Raw genomic sequence first — 20,610 nt, forward strand, 5'->3', positions numbered from 1 at the left:
AATAACCAGAATAATTCCTCTCAAAATAAGGAGTTCAAAAGATGACTACATCATACGTAAAATGGGGAGAAGCGACTGTCAAGTTAACGTGGGATTCTAATAAGTCACTTCCAGCCGTTAATTTAATAACTAGTGTGCATGGCTTTTGTTTTTGTGAAAATCAATTGCTATTGGTTAATTTAAGACATCGAGGTTGGGATTTTCCTGGAGGGCATATTGAAAATGGGGAAACGCCTGAAGAATGCATACAAAGAGAAGCAATGGAAGAGGGATATGTTTCGGGCAGCTGTCAATTGATAGGGAGTCTAGTTGTCGATCATTCTGAAAATCAACTATGGGACATGAATGGCAAATATCCCAAAATCGGTTATCAAGTATTTTACAGGATGGATATTGAAAAACTGAATGCCTTCAAAGCAGAGCATGAATCGGTGCAAAGAATGATGATACCAATCAATGAAGCGGCAAATTATCATCATGATTGGAATGGAATTTATCAAGAAATTCTTTCAGAAGCAATGTGCTTAGAAAAAAATGATAAAACGAAAGAGGCAACATGGAGAAGTAGTAATGAGTAACTGAGACAACTTCTTTAAGAAAGGATGATGAAATAATGGATATTGAAACGGTCATGCAAGAGCTGGAGGCTTTGGGCAAGGAACGGATGAAAAAAATCTATTTATCCAATGGAGCACATGAACCGCTTTTTGGCACGGCTACAGGTGCGATGAAGCCGATGGCAAAGAAAATAAAAATCAATCAGGAGTTGGCTGAAGAGCTGTATGCAACTGGGAATTATGATGCCATGTATTTTGCAGGTATAATAGCTGATCCGAAAGCGATGAGCGCGTCGGATTTCGAACGCTGGATGGAAGGTGCATATTTTTATATGCTTGCCGACCATGTGGTTGCGGTAACTCTGTCTGAATCAGACATAGCGCAGGAGGTAGCTGACAAGTGGATTGCAAGCGGCGAAGAACTGAAGATGTCCGCGGGCTGGAGTTGTTATTGCTGGCTTTTAGGAAACAGGCCGGATCCGGAGTTTTCTGAAAGTAAAATTTCCTCTATGTTGGATCTTGTAAAAGAAACAATTCAAGATTCACCGGAACGAGCAAAATCCGCTATGAATAATTTTTTGTATACCGTGGCAATTTCGTATAGGCCATTAAATGAAAAGGCCATTGCGACGGCCAAAGAGGTTGGTGTGGTGGAAATGAAGAAGGAAGGCAAAAAAAGCAGTTTTTTGAATGCCTATGAAAGCATTCAAAAACAAATGGATAAAGGGAGATTGGGTTTTAAACGCAAGTATGTCCGTTGTTAAAAAGCAGTAAAATATAGAGGATTCATTATATAGGATCCTCTCTCTATTTAAATACAACAAAACCTCTCTTTTCAATGAAATATCAATCGTCCTCTACGGTTTGCGAGGAGTAGCCAATATACAAAAAGACGAATCCGGTAATCAGTGTGGCACCTGCAAATACAAAACCGAAGAAACTAACTCCGATACCTGCCTGCACTATAGGCGCAATGATTCCCATAAAAACAAAGTAGATTAGAAAAGGGAGCAGAAATGCTGTGAAATAGCCGGCATTGATCCACCGATGCCGCTTCTGTCCAGCAAAACTTTTGACAGCAAAACTTAAAAGAGCAATATATACGGCTAAGATTAGTATCACTATTATACCTCCAGTTGGTTTTCTGGCTTTGTATTTTGGCACCCCTACTTTACTGATTCAATGACATCATAAAGTTCTTTATGTGTTCTGAACTGGCGGTTGGATTAGTAATGGGCAAGAGATGGTAACTGTCAGGAATCCGTTTGACTGTTGTGTTTTCATTCGTCAGGGTGAAACGGTTTACTTTCTCTTTTTCCAACTCCTCTTTTTCCTGATCAGCCAGCAGCAATAAAACAGCGAATTCCTTGGAATGCTGCAGACAATAATTGGTCTCCACTATAGCTTTGGAAAGTGAGTTTACAGCAAGCTCGCTGCTGTGATGCATATAAACACCATCTTTGAGGAGAAAATTTTGCAGAAAATAGTTTTCAATCCGCTTTTTGTTGCTGAAACTCAGCTTATCCATCGAATTTACCTGCTCTTTGATGGCCGCATGTAAATCTTCGATTTGTTCGACGATTGGAAGTTCGATTTCTTCTTCAGATTCTTTGTAATCGCCTGGAAAATAATAGCCTCCGTCCATCAAGCTTAGAGACAGTACTGATTTAGGGAAAAGATGAGAATAGGCCTGAATGATCCAGGCACCGATTGAGTTCCCTACGAAATGTGCTGTTGAGATGGATAATTGATTGAGAAGCTTATTTATTTCGGTTAGATAATTGGCGATTGATAAATCTTCAGAAGAATACTGTCCATGCCCGGGCAAGTCGATAGCAATAAGGCGGAATTCATGTAAGTTGATAGCCAACGCCTCAAAAATTTCTTTGCGCTCGCCAAGAGCAGGTATAGCAACAATGACGGGTCCTTCAGTTTTGGGATTGTACTGTACATACTGCATTATTAACTAAACCTCTTCCGAAAATCATTAGATTTATAAGATTACCAGGTCTATAACTAGTTCGGTAGACAATGGGAAATACCTGCTGTTTGAAAGCTTCAGTTGGAATGGAAAATATATAAAATGTTGAACAAACTTAAATGAGAAAAAGTAGATTACGATAGGGAATAGGAGATAAATGAATGAGGAAGATTTCTATTTGGATGATTGGCTGCTTTTTGATGGCAACGATTATATGTATTTTTGGGCAAGGACTGGCTTACTTTTTGAGTGAGAATATCGCGCCGATCGCACCAGTTTATTATTTGACCGGACTAACGATTCTCGGGGTTTTACTGTACGTGGTAACTGGTGTTTTGCTTTATTTCTTTTTTAAAAAGCAGACAATCACTTCGGAAAATCAGGGGATCTGCCTGATGATTTTAGGCATCGTTGCACCAAGTTCCTCTGCATGGGCTTTTTTTGTGACAGTGATGTGGTGGGGCTAAATGCGGGTAGTTGCGTTAAAAATAATTGGCTGAAAATATCTTCATACTTTCAGATATGTAAATTAAGAGAACAAGCAATTATCATACTGAATATGACCTTGTCCATGCTATAATGAGGAACTTAGGGCAGTTAAGGATTGTGCTCTTGATGGAACGGATGCCAAAAAGCCTCCGCTGACCGATAGAATATGGAGGTGTAAGAAATGAATAAACGATGGACCTTTACTGAAATCAAAGCATTTGTCGAGAAAAACTCAGACAGCAAATTATTGTCGACGGAATATCATGGCTTTTCTCAAAAGCTGCTGTTTAAATGTGCCTGCGGCAATAACTTCGAAAAAACGTTTACAAAATTTAATACGAAAAACCAGCGTAAATGTGATGTGTGCCAACCGCCAAAAGCGCCACGTGGTGCATAATTAATAAATGAAACACAGATTTCTATACAAAGGAATCTGTGTTTTTTTATTGTGAAAAAAGCGAAATCAAAAATGAGCCCAACCACGATATAGCTTTTTTCAAATGTAAAACTAATTCCATTTTTAACATCTCTAACAATCCTTCACCTATAATGAGAATAAAGTGGCAGATGAATACCAAACGGATGGGAGGAACTTGATAAATGAATTCTTTCTTGGATAGAGATAAAATAGAATGGCTTTTTGGAAGTCCCGAAATAAGAGGACTTGTGATTGTATATGCTGCAATTCTACTGTTGATGACATGTGAATGGTTCATAAGGAAAAAAACGGGCCAAAGATTTAGATCAGGTACAGCTGAAGGGCTTATCAGTTTTTGGGCTAAGTATTTACGGTTGTTTCTCGTTGTATGCGCATTGCCACTTCTTACTGCTCAAACGGCATTTGTTCTGGTAATGTTCTTAGGAACATTGTCAGCTAATATTTTCGTAGCGATATACTATTTAAAGTGGCTATGTTTTAGCGTTTTATTCTTGTTGATAGTAGTAAAAGCTTTTTATGAACGGAAACTTCTATCAGGAAAAATATATTTAGTGACTCTTGGCTCGGGCATTACAACTACAGGTTTGTTGTATTATATCTACACATTTTGGTTTTAAATGCCGGCAGTCTTCGGCATACATATTTTAGTGAAAGTTGAGTTAATGCCAAAAAGCAAAGTGACCATACATAATTAATAAAGAGACACTATGCTTGCAGGCATAGTGTCTTTTATTTGGTATTATCTGAAGAAGAGTTCTATCTTTCTTTTCCGGACAAGTGAACAATTTATATATACTTTTCATGTTAGTCTAGCAGAATTAAATATACATATAGGATCTTCAGCTTGACGACATATACGGTACATGCTATCTTTAATTTAATTAAAGACAATAAGAGTCTGTAATGTCTTTTAATAAAAAGGAGGTTGTTATGAAATATTCAAACGCGACGAATTATGCTTTGCACACGATGGTGTATTTAATCTGGCTGCCAAAAAGCAGTACAATTGGCGTTCAAGAGCTGGCGGAAATTCAGAAGCTTTCACCCACTTACTTGTCCAAAATTTTAACCAAGCTGACGAAAGCTGGGCTAATCGAATCGACACCGGGTGCAAAAGGCGGCTACAAAATCTCCAAATCTCCAAATGAGATTTCTTTTCTTGATGTCATTATCGCCATAGAAGGAGAAAGCAATTTGTTCAATTGCTCTATCCATCATAATGAAGGCTGCCTGATTGAAGAAGTTATGCGTCAATCTGAAGAAAATATGAAGGCGGAGCTAAAAAACAGATTGCTTGTAGATATTGTAAAAAAGATGGAGGAACAGAAACAGCAGAAAGCAAACAGCAACTAAAACTTATAGAAGGAAGATGATCAGATGATACTGGATTGTGCAGTAATTGGTGGAGGTCCAGCGGGCTTGAATGCTTCACTGGTTCTCGGAAGGGCAAGAAGAAAAACCGTCTTGTTCGATGACAATAAACCACGGAATGCTGTAACTTCAGAAGCCCATGGATTCATAACGCGAGATGGTATCAATCCGCAGGAACTGAAGCGAATAGCTCAGCAAGAGTTAAAGAGCTATCCCGATCTCAGTATTGAAAGACAGCGAGTGAATCATGTAAGCAAAGAACAACAGCTTTTCCGCATTGAGACAGAAAATGGAGACATCTATAAGGCAAAAAAAATAATCTTAGCAACCGGTTTCAAGGAAATTTTGCCGGAGATCCCTCACTTGGAGGAGTTTTATGGAAAAAGTTTGTTTAGCTGTCCTTTTTGCGACGGTTGGGAGCTCAGAGATCGTCCATTAGCGGTCATTGCAGAAATACAAGGAGCTTATCACATGGCGAAAGTGGCTTCTAACTGGACGAGTGATTTGATTGTATGTACGAACGGAAAACAAGTTCTTTCAAATAGTGAAAAAGAAAGCTTGGAGAAAAACGGCATCAAAATCAATGACAAAAAAATTCGTTCACTCATTGGAGAAAATGGAAGCTTAAAGGGAATCGAATTTCACGGCGGTGAGATTATTTCACGCACAGGGGGATTTGTTGCAGCAGAATGGGTACAGGCTACTTCTATTGGTTCGTCACTCGGATGCAGCGTAAATGAGCGCGGAGGGATAAATGCTGATCGTTTTCAACGAACAAATATCGAAGGGGTTTTTGCCTGTGGAGATACAATCATTGGAGGCCCATCGCAGTTAATCATCGCTGCTGCAGAAGGAAGCATGGCCGCTATTTCCGTAAATGGAGAATTGCTGGAGGAAAGGTTCATAACGGCAAGTTAGTTGTAACAGGACCGGGATATGGCTGTATAGGAGTAATGACTTGAAAGTAGAAGAGGAGAAATGCAAATGCCAAATGAACATAACAAGTCTCATGGATCTGCTCATCAACATGGAAAAATAAATTACCTGGAAAGTACAGAAAGAAGAGCGGAATTTTCTCCGGAACAGCTGTTAAGCAGAATTCCATTAAAGAAAACCGACAATATTTTAGATTTTGGAGCTGGCACAGGCTACATGACAATACCTGCAGCAAAGCGTGTGGATGGTACAGTCTTTGCACTCGATATTGATCCAAGCATGTTGAAAATCATCAGTCAAAAAGCAGCCGCTGAACAACTTGCCAATATTGTTGCAATCCAAGGAGGAAGTGCAGCACTTCCAGTAGCCAACGCATCTATCGATATCGTAATCGCCTCCCTTGTTTTACATGAAATCAGTCCTTTGACTGAAGTATTAAACGGAATCCATAAAGTTCTTAAACAAAACGGCTGCTTAGTTGTCGTTGAGATAGAACCCCAAGAGCATTCAGCACATAAAGCTCCAAGAATTTCATTGAGCGGCATGGAACAGGAAATAGCGGATGCAGGACTGCGGTTGACAGAAAAGTTCTTTCCTTCTGAATCTTTGTATGTCTTAATTGCAGAAAAAACTGATGCATAGAAAGCAAAACTATTTTTTTGTTTTAATTAAAGATAACAAGTATCTGTAAAGTAGTTAATTTAAAGTTTTTTCAAAAATATCAAATCACTGGCCAATAACTGTTTAACAAAATGAAAAGGAGCAGGAAGTCCTGCTTCTTTTTTATGCATAATTTTTATAAGACTTCTGGAAAGTTAATTACCGTATTCAAGTACTTCCATTATTTTAAAAAATTTAGGTGGGATAGCAGAAACTTTAACTTTTCGATGGTAGCTTATTGAAGTATATTTAGTATAAGTTGGCAGTAGGAAAAGATGACATCATTCATCGGTATTATCTGGCTTTAAACATCCGAAAATACTTGGATTGGAAGATAAAAAACTATGGGGCGGGAGATGCACAATGAAGTTTAAATTATGGGCAATAGGAGTCGCTATTGCCATTGGCATTATTGCTTTTTTTGTTTTAAAGGCAACCGTATTCAATACGGACGCTAGTCCTCAACCGTTGGGCAATGAGCCTGATAGGACAAATGCAATTTATAATATCAAACTTAAAAAGGGAGAACAAGGAGATTTTGAGGTCTCTTCTTCTGTTAATGTAACAAATGATTCACCGGACTCCTGGTCCGATATCGGTTTTTATTTGGTTCCGAACGCCATGAATTCTGAGGAGACGCCCTTGTATGAGGATGAAGATTTGGTAATTGATATTTCTTCGATAACAGTAGATGGAGAAGAAGCTGCATACGAACTGGATAATAATGAGTTGCTTGTCGAGTTGAATGCTAAATTGGCACCGAAGTCTGCGGCAAATGTAACTGTAGAATATTCGATGATTTTACCAGAAAATGGCATGCGCTTGTCGCAGGTAGAGGACAATTATTATTTGGCACATTGGTATCCGATGCTCGGCTTTTACGATGATGGGTGGGATATCAAAGATTACGACTCGAAAGGTGAGTCCTATGATACCGACTACGGTGATTTTACTGTGAGCTATGAATTGTCAAAAGACTATTTAGTGGCGAGTTCAGGAGAAGATGGCTCGATTGAAGCAGCATCGACCGGCACGGTGACAGGAGAAAACATCAAGGATTTTTATATGGCGATCATGGATCCGGAAGAATGGGAAGTTGAAAGCGTACAAGCCAATGAGACCGAGCTTCGGGTGTTCACCCCACGTTCAGCGAATATGCTTGAAGAGACTTCCGAATTAGCGGTCGATGCCTTTGTGTATTTTGAAGATAATATTGGTGATAACCCTTTTGCTGAGCTGGATATCATTTCAAATGACGGCTATATGGAATACCCGAATATTATTGAAGTGGCAGCCGATGAAGAATCTCAGGAATCCGTGCTCGTCCACGAAATTGCCCATCAATGGTTTTATTTTATCGTAACAAATGATCCATACAACGAGGCCTGGTTGGATGAAGGATTGACGGAATTCAGCAGTTCATTGTTTCTCAGTGAGCGCTATGATGACGACGAATATGGGTTTTGGAGTGCCACAATGGCTGCAGAGTATTATCCGCCTGAAACATATGTGAACCTGCCGCTCGATGAATTTGAAGAAGAAACGTATTACTCCACAATTTATGGAAAAGTCCCGGTATTGCTGAAAGAGTTTTTTGACGACAATGGAGGAAATAAAGCTGCTTTGGAATTCCTTTCTGCCTATTACGCTAATTTTCAATTCAAACAAGTAGACACGGTAGAATTTAAAGAGTTTTTCGAAGGATATTTTGACGGGGATCAAAGCGAGTTTTTGGATGGTTGGTTGAAATAACAACGTTATAGAGTAGAGAAGAAACTCACTATGAGTTTCTTCTTTTTTTAATAAGAAAAAGGCTGGAATTAACAAATTCATCCAACTGGAAGCATAATGGATTTTTATATGGTACTGTATTTATATGGGATAAAACCAAAAATAAGTAAGGTGTAAAAATAGTTGAATTAAATAGAACCAACGAATACATTATACAGCGAGCGAGGCTAGTAATTTAATGACAAAAATATTAGAAGTAAGGAACTTATTTAAAACCTATATAGGCAAAGGATTCGAAGTAAAGGCACTTAAAAATATTTCATTTGATTTATATAGCGGAGAATTCGTCGCCATAATGGGAACAAGCGGTTCTGGAAAAAGCACTTTATTGAATGTGTTGGGAGCTTTAGATGAGCCTACCAGCGGCACCATACGATTAAATGGCGTAGATTCAGAAGATTTGTTTGTGGAGCCAAAAGCTACCGATTACCGCAGAGAAAATATTGGGTTTATTTTTCAGGCCTATAACTTATTGAAGGATTTAACGGTGGAAGAAAATATTTCGTTGCCATTACTATTAAGCGGTGAACCGAAAGAGTCTACTGATTTAAAAACAAATGACATGATCGATCGTATGGGATTGAGTAATTGGAAGAAGCATCGCCCGGTTCAATTATCGGGTGGGCAGCAACAGCGTGTCGCCATTGGAAGAGCGCTTATTAGTCAGCCGCCCATTCTTTTAGCTGACGAACTGACTGGCAATTTGGATGCTAATACATCTGAGGAAATCATGAATGTATTGACTTCTATGAAAGGTTTACTTGACCAAAGCATACTTGTAGTAACGCATGACCCGAAAGTGGCTGCTTATGCAGACCGGGTCTTATTTTTTCATGACGGTGAAATTGTTAATGAACATAAAAATAGTGGCAACAATAATCTTGAGCAAATTATGAAAATCACCCAGCATATATTAAAAGGGATAATGAGTTGAAATCACTCAACCAGTTGGCGTTCCGTTTATTCAGAGAAAATAAGTTTTTAGTCTTTACATCAATAGCCAGCATCGCAATTGCCGTTTCCCTAGTATTGACGATGTCTCTTTTTGCTGTCAATGCAAAACAAACACTTAAAGATGACTTGAGAGAAATGTACGGTGATTTGGATATAGCCTTTGTTTACAGCAATCAAAACCCGGTGGAAAACGAGATGGCACTTTATCAATCTATTTCGAAACATGTTTCAACTGTCAGCGTTTCGGAAGTGCTGGCAACACAAGCATATGTAACACCACTGGGTGGTGAGGTATATGCCCTGGGTATTGAGAACGATCCGATTGCGAAAAGCCGGTATAAAACAACGGCAGATTTGACGGAAGATACAGTTATCCTTACAGAGAATTTGGCAAATTCCTTGAATCTTTCAATAGGTGAACAAATCGAGATTGAACAAGACTCGTTTGAAATCGCAGAAATACTAACTAATGCACAAGGAACAGGAATCGCTCCAGATATGGTCATTTTTTCATTGGAGAGAGCCAATTTGCTTAAAGACACAGAACAATCCTTTCTCCAAAATGAAACAACTGCTTTAATGGTGAAAGCCAAGGACCAAACAGATTTAATTGCAATGGCTAATGAAATCAAAAAAACACAGCCGAACGTGCGTGTGGATATTATCGAACAGGACGAAGCGGCGAAAAATAACATCGATTCACTCACATTATTTATTGTCGTTCTTTCAGGTTTAACATTGATCATCACTTCTGTTATGGTTATTTCCAATTTCGACTTGTTTATTTATAAGAATAAAAACCAATTCGCAATAATGCGTGCACTTGGAGCGAAAACAACCCAATTGTCAAAAATCATCCGGATTCAAAGCTCAATGATTACTGCTGCAGGCGCTCTGTTAGGGTTAGCGATTTCGTATTTGACTGATCAATTCCTGCAGCCAAGACTTGGACACTTGTTTTCAGTTTCTCTAACTGAAATGCCATTCGTATGGGAAGTGGCGATACCGGTGCTAATCGTGTCGAGTCTGGTGATTCAACTATTCCTGTATATTCCGGTCCTGAAATCATCAAATATTTTGCCATTGAACATATTACAGGAAAATGAAGAACTCGATTTTAGAGATAGTGGAATGCGTAAAATAATAATAAAAGTTTTATGGATTTCATCCATTGTGTCGCTGCTGTTTGGCCTCATTCTGGCAGCCGATGATAATGCGAGAGCGCTATTGATTTTAATCAGTGGTTTCTTACTGTTATCCAGTTTTTTTGCAGCACTGCCAATTTGGGTCTCTACTATCTTAAATACGATCGAACACAAATTTAGAAAATTTCTCTCAAGCAATACCTTACTTGCACTTCAAGTTTTAAAACCGCAAGTAAAAAAGAATAGTTTTGTCATCTTGTCAATAAGCGTGGTCATGGTTATCACGATATTCGGTTCGGTCATGCTAAACACCATCAAGCACAATACGACTGACTATATCAATGAGCAATTCCCCACTTCGGTAATCATCACTAGCCGAATCCATCAAAATGAAATTGATCCAGCAGAGTTGTCCGAAGAAGTGCGTATTCAAGTGCCGAATGCTCGAGTAGCTTCCGTCAGTACATTCGGTGGAGGAGAACTGTTCGCTGATGGAAGAACTGTTTCATTTGACTATACATTGGGAGACTTAAAAGCGTTGGAAAGCTTAAAAATCTTGCCGAATTTAACGATGGATGATTTAGCAACAGCAGCGATTGTATCTCCAGCATTTTCTAAACAAAACAATTTGGATGTCGGGGACTCTTTGGATATCGGTTTTTACTCAGAAGAAAAGCAACAAGCTGAATATGTGACTACAATGGTGGTAAGTGACATTTCAGAAGCGGTCACCGAAGGAGAAGTTCTTTTTGACTGGCAGGCGTATGCTTTAAATGATTCTGTCACTAATTTTGATAAACTATATGTAGACTTACTTGATGAATCAGAGGCTGCAGCTTCTCTCGAAATTTTGACAAGTATATATCCAGAACTCACAGTTCATACACGTGCCGAATCATTAGATGAATTTTCTTCAATGTTTCTACAGCGCTGGGCAATCTTCATTTTAGTACTGATTGTACTTGTGGTTTCGGTTATAGCAGGTGTCTTTAACACGCTGCTTAATAACATAATGGCTAAAAGGAAAGAGTTTGCAGTACTGAGGTCGCTAGGCGTAAAACCATCGGGAATTATGAAGATAGTTGTCACGCAAATATCCTTTTATCTTTTGACAGGCATTTTTTTGGGAATGCTTTATGGACTGATATTTACTTTGATCATTTTACTGATCGATCCTGGCCGATTCGCAATTGACTTTGCCTTGATAGTATACGTGGCAGCAGTCATGTGGATAATGGGTTTGCTTATATTCGTACCAGTAGGGTGGAAGCTTGGAAACAAAAAGATCAGCATGGAAATGGTAAATGATAATAAATAAATTATTAGAGGCTTTAAAATGTAGCATGAAAAAAAGAATTTTAATGAAGCAGTGTAAAGATCTCTTTGTATCGTGTTTAAGTTTGAGTTTTTACTATAAATTAATTTGGTTTCTTCGTACATCTAAAGTCTTAGTTTTAAGCCACCCTGAGGCCGATTATGTAACTGGATAACCCAGTTACACTATTCTTAAGTGATCAAAAGGCAGGAGGGATAGATATCGAAACAAAACGCTTACAAACAGTCCGGAAATTAGCTTCATTATCAATTTTGTTAATGATTGTTTTTTTAAGCGGATCTGAGATTTTCTTAAACTCCCTCGAAAAAAATCAATTGCTCCATGGTATGTTAATTGAAGTATTTGAACACGATCCTAAAGTTCAATTGGATAGGAGTAGAGGAGATACCACTATTACCGCGGATGAATTTGCAACCGACCTTATCCTTTTTGCAAAAGATATTCTTATGTATCCTTTTTATTTGATAATATTCTCCATCCTCTTCAGTTTGATGGGTCTGATTACTACTTATGTAAATCCGATGATAGCGGTCATTTTCTTAACTTTAGCCGGTGTACTTTCGCTTTTCACATTGTTGCCGCCTATCTTATTGTTTCTTGCTTCAAACACTTTACAGAAAGAACTTGGGCATTTTCATACAACACCGCATAGAAAAGTAATTTGAAGATCTTTGAATTTTTTTCAACTCCTTTTATTTTGCGAACAAATATGTTCTGTTATCTGAAGAACATAAGAAAGGAAGCTGAAAGATGAAAAGCTATTTCCCTTACATACTATTGTTGGTTTTGATTCTTATATCTGCTGTCGAAACATGGGGAGAAACAAACAAAACAATTTTATACGGAATTGCTGTTGCAGGTCTTATTGGATTAACAGTAATGAAGGCAATAGAAAAAAGACGGAAAAATTATTATTGATAGCTTTATACGGTTCTCTTAGATAAAGAATGAAAAGAAGCACACTTGTTGTAACTGCATTTTAAATTCTTTACAACCCAATTGGCGGAGAAATATCTTACAACGATCCAGACGATGCCATTAAAGTAGTAGCTTGGAAACACCTAGGGATGTACTGTCAATTAACTTAAGCTATACAGAAGACAGGGAAATGTTACTTTCTTTTTTAGGGGGTAACCAACTTTAGGTAGTTGACTAAAAGAGCAATTACTTATTAAATCATCGATTATGTAATATTAAAGGTAAAGTATTCTAAATTTGTAAGACTTATTTGACTAACGTGAATAGTTAAGATATGATGATTGAAAAATATGTAAATTCTGCGACGAAGAGAGTACTTGTAATTAGATACGACAGCGAATCGGGGATAGTGGGAGCCTGATGGTATTGATTGCAACGAAGCGCACTTCTGAGAAACGGCCTGAACTTTATCAGTAGGGCATTGTCGGGAAATCCCGTTATCATGTTAAGATGGTTCATATGTTCATGGACAAAAAGAGTGGTACCGCGGGAAAAGCCCGTCTCTGTATTTAAATATACAGAGACGGGCTTTTTTATTTTCACAAAAAAAGGAGGACGTGTTATGGAGTTATTGAAAACTTATGCTGAGGAGATTTCTTTGGAATTAGATGGACTGGTTGAACTTGATAAAATCATTGAACTAATCGAAGAACCAAAATTTGACTGGCAAGGTGACTTGGCTTTTCCCTGCTTTACCTTAGCTAAGTCAATTAAGAAGTCTCCTGCAAAAATTGCTGAAGAGTTGGCGCAGACAATCACTCATCCGCTATTTGAAAAAGTGGTGGCGGAAGGACCGTATTTGAATTGTTTTTACAATAAATTAATTGTTAGTTCAGAAATAGTAAAAACTGTATTGTCCATGCAGTCTAATTATGGAGCTTCAGCAATAGGGCAGACAAAGACGGTGACTATAGACTTTTCTTCTCCTAATATTGCAAAACCTTTCTCTATGGGTCATCTGCGTTCCACAGTTATTGGCAATTCGCTAGCGAATATCTCTGAGAAATTTGGATACAACACAATCCGTATAAACCACTTAGGTGATTGGGGAACTCAGTTCGGCAAACTGATCACGGCTTATAAGCTTTGGGGAAATGAAAAGCAAGTGAAAAATGAGCCGATTGCAGAGTTGTTAAGTTTATACGTGAAGTTCCATCAGGAAGTTGAGAAGAATCCAGAATTGGACAGCGAAGCCAGATTGTGGTTTAGGAAGCTCGAGAACGGCAATGAAGAAGCAGAAAAACTATGGAAGTGGTTTCGTGACGAGTCGCTTCAAGAATTCTCTAAAATCTATCAGCTGCTGAATATAGAATTTGATTCATATAATGGAGAAGCTTTTTACAACGATAAAATGGGGGAAGTAATAGAACTTCTTGAAGACAAGCAATTGTTGGTTCAATCGCAGGGTGCTGATGTTGTTGAATTGAGTGATTATAACCTGCCGCCACTCCTGATCAGAAAATCTGATGGCGCGACTTTATACGGTACACGGGATTTAGCGGCAGCATTGTACAGACAAAGAAACTATCATTTTGATAAATCATTTTATGTCGTAGGACAAGAGCAGACTCTTCACTTTAAACAATTGTTTGTAGTTCTTGAGAAATTGGGATATGAATGGCCAAAAGAGATAAAGCATATCGCTTTCGGCTTTATATTGAAGAATGGGAAGAAGATGTCGACTAGAAAGGGGGGAGTGGTGTTGCTCGAGCAAGTCATCAACGAGGCAATCGAACTTGTGGGGCAAAACATTGCAGAAAAAAACGCCGACTTGGTAGACAAAGAAGAAATTGCGAAAATGGTTGGAGTCGGGGCAATCATTTTCCATGATTTGAAAAATGAACGCCAGAACCATATTGAATTCTCTCTTGAAGACATGTTGAGATTTGAAGGTGCAACGGGTCCATATGTCCAGTATACGCATGCGAGGGCCTGTTCAATATTGTCAAAGTCAACGATCGACTTTAATCAACTCAATCCAATGGGGTTGACTGATTCTTACAGTTGGCCAATCAGTAAGTTGCTGCTAGCATTTCCTGAAGTTATTGAAAAAAGCTTTCATCAAACTGAACCTTCCCAGATTGCCAAATACCTCATTTTATTGGCTCAGGAATTCAACTCCTATTACAGTCATGTGAAAATCTTAAAAGAAGATGATGAACAAGAAAGTCGATTAGCTTTGGTTCAGTCAGTAGCAATTGTTCTAAAGGAAGGGTTAAGGTTACTGGGAATCCAGGCGCCTGAAAAAATGTAACAAGAAATTGAAAGGTGGATTATATGTCTAAGGAAGCGAATTGTCCGTTTTGCAATCCTCATCAAGACGAAAACCAAAATATTGTTTTTGAAAATGAAACCTGCTATTTTCTTCAGCATGCCAAAGAGCAAGATGTGCTTGAGGGCAGCGGTGTGATTGTGCCGAAGATCCATCGAAGCGATACTTTTCAATTATCTCAAGAAGAATGGAATGATACGTATGAATTGCTTCACAAGGCTAAGGAATATTTAGAATACAACTATTCGCCTGATGGCTTTACGCTTGGTTGGAACGTAGGAAAGGCATCCAATCAATCGGTCAATCATAGCCACCTCCATGTGATTCCCCGATATAATGATGAGCCGTTTGCAGGGAGAGGCATCCGATATTGGTTAAAACAGCCGGGAAATAAGAGGCGTAAGCAGAATTAATGAGAAAAGATAAGCATTTTTATTTCATTAACAATACACCTACATCAACCGATTTGTTTAAAAAGAAAACGATATTGATTTATCATGGTTGGGGTTCCAGTATTAAAAACTACAGAGAGTTTGCGCATTCTCTAGCTACACTTGGGTTTCAGGTAGTTGTACCCGAATTAATTTTTCATGACAATAGAGATAAATTAACGAATCATTATACGGTAAAAGCCACACAAGAATTCTTCTGGAAGACGATCTTTAAAAGTATAGATGAAGTCAACAGCCTCTGTTCTGAACTAAAAATAAAAACGGAGGACACCATACTGCTTGGCATTTCAATGGGTGGATTTATCGCGAATGGTATATATGCCAATGATCAGAAATTCGCCGGAATGATCAATATAAACGGTTCCGGTTCTTTCCTTTTATCAGAAAAAATTTTCAGGAAAAGAGATAATCGGCCGACATTATCTTATAAAGAAATCGATGCATTAACTTATTACGATCCAATAAGCAAGAACCGGGGATTAGCGCCAATTCTATTAATGCACGGTGAAAAAGATGAAATTGTCTCAATTAAAGGTCAGGAAGACTACTTTAAAACTATTACCAAAAAATATGGGGAGACTAACCTGGTCTTTCAAAAGTACAGCGAAATCAATCATGTTGTATCTGAAGAAATGGAAGTACAGTTGTTTAAGTGGCTGCAAGAAAAATTTGTAGATTATCAAAGGACAGAGAAAGATTTGTCTGATACATATTAACGTTTTTTTATTTATTTTACTAATTATGGAATAAAGGAGTGATATACTATTTCTACATAAATGGAATTTCTAAATAGAGCAGAACGATAAGATTTCGCCAGTAGGAGGAGAGGCTGTGAAACCGAAATTGAAAGAGTGGAAAACACCGGGGATTTTGCTGGGTTCCTTAGGGATCGCGAGCATTGGGGATTTTATCTACTTGGTTGCGATAAATATCATCGTCTATCAGATGACGGAATCTGCAGCGGCAGTAGCTGGTTTATGGGTTGTCAGCCCGTTGACCAATATTGTGACCAAGTTCTGGACCGGCAGCTTTATTGATTATCGCAGCAAAAAGAAAGTTGTCATGGTTACTTACATACTGAGAGGCCTATTCATTGCTTTGATTCCTTTTGCACCAAGCATTTTTGTGATTTACTTGATTCTTATTGCCCTCAGCATGGCCAAAGCTTTTTTCGGACCGGCTTCGATGACGTATGTCACCATGCTGGTTCCTTCTCAAAAAAGAAAGCGATTCAATTCGCTTCGTTCATTCACTTCCTCCAGCGCCTTTATTATCGGACCAGCTATTGGGGGTACTCTCATTTTATTGACCAATATAACCGTAACATTGTGGCTGAACGCGGGGTTCTTTTTAGTTGCCGCTTTGCTCCTGACATTACTGCCTGATACCGAAAAAATTGATCAAGAGAAAATTCCAACATTAACTCCTGCTCAAGTGGCTAAAGATTTTACAGTAGTTTCTGCTTTTATGAATGAGAGAAAATATGTGACAGCGATTTATTTAGGTTTTCTGGCAGTTATGCTATTCTCTTTTGCAATGGATGTGCAAGAAGTTGTTTTCACCCAGCAAGTCATTGGTTTATCGGAAGTGGAATACAGCTTGCTTATTAGCATCACCGGAATTGGTTCAGTGAGCGGAGCGCTTTTGCTCTCGATTTTTTCTGAAAAAATCTCTATCCGATCCATGATTGTAGTCGGGTTGCTGATGATGACTGCCGGTTATCTCATTTACGCTTTTTCCTGGTCTTTCGCCTCGGTTACAGTCGGTTTTATCATTCTCGGGTTTTTTAATGTCTTCCTGAATGCAGGTATAATGACTTTTTATCAAAATAACGTACCTGTCTCTGTCATGGGCAGAGTCACAAGCATATTTCAGTTGATTCAAAGCGTTTTCCAAATCGTCTTTATCTTGGCAATCGGGTTATTGGCTGATTTCGTTTCTTTAAAACTGACCATCGCTTCGCTTGCTGTCATCATGTTGGTCACTTCTTTTCTGTACTCTATTGCTGTGTTGAATCCGAAATACGCGGGATGGTATCGCGAAGAGGGCCAAGAAATTAAAGAAGAAGCCGTTTAGGTTAGACGGCAAGTTGCGTTACATTTAAGAAACCATTGCTTTAAATAAAAAAAAGGAGATTCAGTTTTTATGCAGATTGACGGAAAAGAATTTGAAAAGAACCACTTGGCGTACACTATACGATCAGCAGTTGAAAAAGATGCTGGGTCTTTGTCGAAATTAAGGGTTCAAGTTGATGGGGAAACAGAAAACTTAGACAGAGAAAAAGGCGAAGCATACATAGACGATGCAGGGTTTTCCAAAATTATCAGAGAGGATAGTAAGGCGTTCAACAGTCTGTTTTTGGTAGCTGAGGCAGATGGACAGCTAGCAGGATTTTCACGTTGTGCAGGAAGTCAGTTGAAAAGAACATGTCATCAAACAGAGTTTGGTATAGCTGTATTAAAAAAATATTGGGGATACGGCATCGGACAACATTTATTAATGGAGTCGATTCGGTGGGCAGATGAAAACCAACTTAAAAAATTGACTTTACGTGTTCTTGAAACCAATATCAAAGCTATTAAATTATATGAAAAACATGGTTTTGAAGTGGAAGGTATTCTAAAGAAAGATAAGCTTTTATCTGATGGCAATTACTACGATACAGTTTTGTTGGGCCGAATAAATCGAAAATAGAATCCAGTAGAAATAGGTTCATGCTGGATTCTTTTAGACCAGTAGTAATTAATTTGTTATTTTCTGGCTTTGATGATTATGGAAGTGGGGAAGCTTTGTGCTTTATAAAGAGAATAATAGCGATCGGAAACTTCTGCCTTCACATTTTTAAGATGATGGGGGACGTCTGTTTCAACGACTTCTTCAATTGAAAACCCTGCTTGAATCAATGAGTTTAAATAGGTACTGAATTTTCTTTTTGGAATAGAGATGGGTGCATCTTCTCCTTTAAAATTCTCATATCTGGTCCAGCCTTCATCTTGATAAGAGCCTTTCAACGAAAGAATGCCATCTTCACTATGTAAATGAGTATATAGTGGATGATCCCAACTAAAAATGAAACAACCGGCGGGCTTTAAATAAGAGTAAATAAGATTCAACGTTTTGACTAAATCTGTTGACCAGCCAATTGCATAAATGGAATAGATAATGTCAAAATAATGGTTGGGCAAGTCGATGTCTTCTTCCATGGCTGCACAATGCAGATGTGCCTTCAGCCCTTTTAAGGTTTCCTTCGCAATATCAAGTTGTCTTTCCGAAAAGTCGACACCCCACAATTCGGCAGCCCCTTGCTCTTTCATATATGCCAACGAATGGCCACTTCCGCATCCTATATCAAGAACCTTTTTGCCTGCAATCAAATCAAATATATTCAATTCATCATTGGTTTGAGAAAAAGGCCCAAAACTTGGCAACGCATCAACCCCATTAAAATGATCTGCAACGGTATTCCAGCTTTTTTTGTTCTGTTTGACTATTTCTGTTCTCACTTTTAGCCTCCTCCATTCTCTTCTATAATTCTCGAAAAAAAGGTAAAGTCCTTCATAAACAGAAGCTAACAGATATTTTGCCTCTTACAGGTGCTATTCGTAATACCATCACTCAAAAATTTGCGAAAACGTTCATAATGAAACTCTTTTCTTTGGTAGGAATATTAGTTGAACCTTGCAAAATGCAGTAAAAGAATGGAAAATGAATGATTGTGTTATTCATCACTTACTTTATTTGTGAGTATAAATTCTTTACTTTATAGGCTTCAATTGATTGATTATGCATATTAGGAGATCTAAAATGCCATTTCTTACGTTAATTAATAAAACTCGTATATAAGAGAAAAGAGGAGCAAGCAATGAACACAGGTAAAACAAACGCTGTTAAGTCGCCAAGAAAATCATCCGGTACAAATACATATAGAACCATTTGGAGATGGCATTTGTATGCGGGGGTAATTTTTGCGCCGCTTCTGGTGCTTTTAGCAATTACTGGCTCCATCTATTTGTTTAAAGCGGAAATTGAAGAAGTTCTTTATCAGGACTATTACCAGGTAGCCCCGCAAGATGAAAAAGTACCCGTTTCTGAACAGTTGGAAGAAGTAAACCGTTTATATCCAGATTCAGTCGTCACAAAGTATAGGCCCGGAGAAAACAATACACGGTCTAGCGAAGTGACGATAAATACAGACAGTGAATCCTTGACTGTATTTATAAATCCATATACAGGGAAATCCATGGGTCAGTTGAACAATGAGGACCGGATCATGGATAAAATTGAGGAAATACATGGAGAGCTGATGGCTGGAACCGTTGGCGACCGATTAGTGGAATTAGCAGCATGCTGGGCTATCGTCCTGTTGGTGACAGGATTCCTGCTGTGGTTTCCAAAGAAAACAAAAGGCTTGGCCGGGGTTTTATTTCCTCGCTTGAGAAAAGGGAAAAAGATAGCAATGCGCGACCTGCATGTAGTGCCGGCTGTCTGGATTTCCGGCGGACTGCTATTTTTAATTTTGACCGGGTTGCCTTGGTCGGGATTCTGGGGGGACAATTTTCAGGCTATCACTACGAATACCGGCGAAGGCTATCCGCCCTCGGTTTGGATCGGGGAAGCGCCTGTATCGGATTTAGAAACGAAGGACATTGCAGAAGTCCCTTGGGCTGCTGAAACTTTGGACGTTCCCGTTTCGAAGCTGCAGGGACTGGTTCCGCAATCGCTTGATCAAATCGTCAAGATCGCAGATCGAGAAGGCATCTACCCCAGTTATTCAATCTTCGTTCCTCAAGAGCCGGATGGAGTCTATACCCTTTCTGTATTTCCGCCAAAAGCTGAAGATGAAGCGACCATTCACATAGATCAATATTCAGGTGCGGTTTTGGCCGATTACCGTTACGACAATTACGGCATTATCGGCAAAGTCGTAGCATGGGGCATTACTTTGCACAAAGGATCTCAATTCGGACTGATCAACCAGCTTGCCAGCCTTGCAATTTGTCTGGGAATTATTTTTGTTGTGATCAGTGGCATCTACTTGTGGTGGAAGCGAAAACCGAAAAAAGGAATGGGGGGTCCTGCTGCACCGGCACTTTTCAAGACAAAGTCATTTTTACTGATAATGATTGTTCTTGGAATTGTATTTCCGCTTGTTGGTATTTCAATAGCGGCCGTTTGGCTGTTTGATTGGATGATTGTTCAACGGATTTCTTCAGTTAAGAGGTGGTTTAATGCATAAGAAGAGGAAAGAA

General features: G+C 38.7%; 22 protein-coding genes and 1 other annotated feature. Of the genes, 19 read left to right on the forward strand and 3 right to left on the reverse strand.

Features of this window, described 5'->3' with window-relative positions:
• Positions 1-41 precede the first annotated feature (41 nt).
• A complete protein-coding gene (locus FQV26_RS07795) occupies positions 42-578 on the forward strand; it encodes an NUDIX hydrolase (RefSeq protein WP_146556923.1) in 537 nt (178 codons plus the stop codon).
• Positions 579-613: 35 nt separating this feature from the next.
• Positions 614-1,321, forward strand: coding sequence for a DNA alkylation repair protein (locus tag FQV26_RS07800; RefSeq protein WP_146556924.1), 708 nt, complete (start codon positions 614-616; stop codon positions 1,319-1,321).
• An 82-nt stretch (positions 1,322-1,403) separates the two neighbouring features.
• On the opposite strand, the gene FQV26_RS07805 is transcribed toward FQV26_RS07800, so the two are convergent.
• Entirely contained in the window at positions 1,404-1,679 is a 276-nt protein-coding gene (locus FQV26_RS07805; protein WP_146556925.1) for a hypothetical protein, read from the reverse strand.
• A 49-nt stretch (positions 1,680-1,728) separates the two neighbouring features.
• Positions 1,729-2,517 carry an alpha/beta hydrolase gene (locus FQV26_RS07810; protein WP_146556926.1) on the reverse strand — a complete coding sequence of 263 codons (789 nt, stop codon included), beginning with the start codon at positions 2,515-2,517 and terminating at the stop codon, positions 1,729-1,731.
• Between the two features lie 182 nt (positions 2,518-2,699).
• On the opposite strand from FQV26_RS07810, the gene FQV26_RS07815 reads away from it, so the two are divergent.
• The 16 genes from FQV26_RS07815 to FQV26_RS07885 all read left to right on the forward strand — a co-directional run bounded on the left by FQV26_RS07815 (position 2,700) and on the right by FQV26_RS07885 (position 18,055).
• Positions 2,700-3,005, forward strand: coding sequence for a hypothetical protein (locus FQV26_RS07815; RefSeq protein WP_146556927.1), 306 nt, complete (start codon positions 2,700-2,702; stop codon positions 3,003-3,005).
• Between the two features lie 203 nt (positions 3,006-3,208).
• Positions 3,209-3,424 carry a hypothetical protein gene (locus FQV26_RS07820; protein ID WP_146556928.1) on the forward strand — a complete coding sequence of 72 codons (216 nt, stop codon included), beginning with the start codon at positions 3,209-3,211 and terminating at the stop codon, positions 3,422-3,424.
• Between the two features lie 203 nt (positions 3,425-3,627).
• Complete coding sequence (locus FQV26_RS07825) at positions 3,628-4,083, forward strand: hypothetical protein (protein WP_146556929.1); 456 nt, start codon at positions 3,628-3,630, stop codon at positions 4,081-4,083.
• 313 nt (positions 4,084-4,396) lie between these two features.
• Positions 4,397-4,819, forward strand: a complete 423-nt coding sequence (locus FQV26_RS07830; RefSeq protein WP_146556930.1) for an Rrf2 family transcriptional regulator — start codon at positions 4,397-4,399, stop codon at positions 4,817-4,819.
• A gap of 24 nt (positions 4,820-4,843) precedes the next feature.
• A complete protein-coding gene (locus FQV26_RS07835; protein ID WP_146556931.1) occupies positions 4,844-5,755 on the forward strand; it encodes an NAD(P)/FAD-dependent oxidoreductase in 912 nt (303 codons plus the stop codon).
• A gap of 66 nt (positions 5,756-5,821) precedes the next feature.
• Positions 5,822-6,415 (forward strand): class I SAM-dependent methyltransferase, encoded by a 594-nt coding sequence (locus tag FQV26_RS07840; protein WP_261384280.1) that lies wholly within the window; start codon positions 5,822-5,824, stop codon positions 6,413-6,415.
• Positions 6,416-6,796: 381 nt separating this feature from the next.
• The gene (locus tag FQV26_RS07845; protein WP_146556933.1) at positions 6,797-8,185 is read left to right on the forward strand and encodes a M1 family metallopeptidase; all 1,389 of its coding nucleotides are present in this window, start codon (positions 6,797-6,799) and stop codon (positions 8,183-8,185) included.
• A gap of 217 nt (positions 8,186-8,402) precedes the next feature.
• Complete coding sequence (locus FQV26_RS07850; protein WP_146556934.1) at positions 8,403-9,158, forward strand: ABC transporter ATP-binding protein; 756 nt, start codon at positions 8,403-8,405, stop codon at positions 9,156-9,158.
• The gene (locus FQV26_RS07855) at positions 9,155-11,641 is read left to right on the forward strand and encodes an FtsX-like permease family protein (RefSeq protein WP_146556935.1); all 2,487 of its coding nucleotides are present in this window, start codon (positions 9,155-9,157) and stop codon (positions 11,639-11,641) included. Before FQV26_RS07850 ends, FQV26_RS07855 begins: the two co-directional genes overlap by 4 nt.
• 275 nt (positions 11,642-11,916) lie before the next feature.
• Positions 11,917-12,324: a hypothetical protein gene (locus tag FQV26_RS07860; RefSeq protein WP_146556936.1), complete on the forward strand. Its 408-nt coding sequence runs from the start codon at positions 11,917-11,919 to the stop codon at positions 12,322-12,324.
• Between the two features lie 85 nt (positions 12,325-12,409).
• Entirely contained in the window at positions 12,410-12,577 is a 168-nt protein-coding gene (locus FQV26_RS18735; protein ID WP_186759663.1) for a hypothetical protein, read from the forward strand.
• Positions 12,578-12,929: 352 nt separating this feature from the next.
• Positions 12,930-13,145, forward strand: a binding site (T-box leader).
• A gap of 54 nt (positions 13,146-13,199) precedes the next feature.
• Positions 13,200-14,891 carry an arginine--tRNA ligase gene (gene argS / locus FQV26_RS07865; RefSeq protein ID WP_146556937.1) on the forward strand — a complete coding sequence of 564 codons (1,692 nt, stop codon included), beginning with the start codon at positions 13,200-13,202 and terminating at the stop codon, positions 14,889-14,891.
• Between the two features lie 23 nt (positions 14,892-14,914).
• A complete protein-coding gene (locus tag FQV26_RS07870) occupies positions 14,915-15,322 on the forward strand; it encodes an HIT family protein (RefSeq protein WP_146556938.1) in 408 nt (135 codons plus the stop codon).
• A complete protein-coding gene (locus FQV26_RS07875) occupies positions 15,322-16,077 on the forward strand; it encodes an alpha/beta hydrolase (RefSeq protein WP_146556939.1) in 756 nt (251 codons plus the stop codon). Before FQV26_RS07870 ends, FQV26_RS07875 begins: the two co-directional genes overlap by 1 nt.
• A 115-nt stretch (positions 16,078-16,192) precedes the next feature.
• Entirely contained in the window at positions 16,193-17,437 is a 1,245-nt protein-coding gene (locus FQV26_RS07880; protein ID WP_146556940.1) for an MFS transporter, read from the forward strand.
• A 69-nt stretch (positions 17,438-17,506) separates the two neighbouring features.
• Positions 17,507-18,055, forward strand: coding sequence for a GNAT family N-acetyltransferase (locus FQV26_RS07885; RefSeq protein ID WP_146556941.1), 549 nt, complete (start codon positions 17,507-17,509; stop codon positions 18,053-18,055).
• Positions 18,056-18,111: 56 nt separating this feature from the next.
• Here the strand turns inward: FQV26_RS07885 and FQV26_RS07890 are convergent, their stop codons facing one another.
• A complete protein-coding gene (locus tag FQV26_RS07890; RefSeq protein WP_146556942.1) occupies positions 18,112-18,864 on the reverse strand; it encodes a class I SAM-dependent methyltransferase in 753 nt (250 codons plus the stop codon).
• A gap of 359 nt (positions 18,865-19,223) precedes the next feature.
• Here FQV26_RS07890 and FQV26_RS07895 point away from each other — a divergent pair, with 359 nt between their 5' ends.
• Positions 19,224-20,597 carry a PepSY-associated TM helix domain-containing protein gene (locus FQV26_RS07895; RefSeq protein ID WP_146556943.1) on the forward strand — a complete coding sequence of 458 codons (1,374 nt, stop codon included), beginning with the start codon at positions 19,224-19,226 and terminating at the stop codon, positions 20,595-20,597.
• Positions 20,598-20,610: the final 13 nt, after the last annotated feature.

Source organism: Planococcus sp. CPCC 101016, from assembly GCF_007859295.1.
Classification (GTDB): domain Bacteria; phylum Bacillota; class Bacilli; order Bacillales_A; family Planococcaceae; genus Planococcus.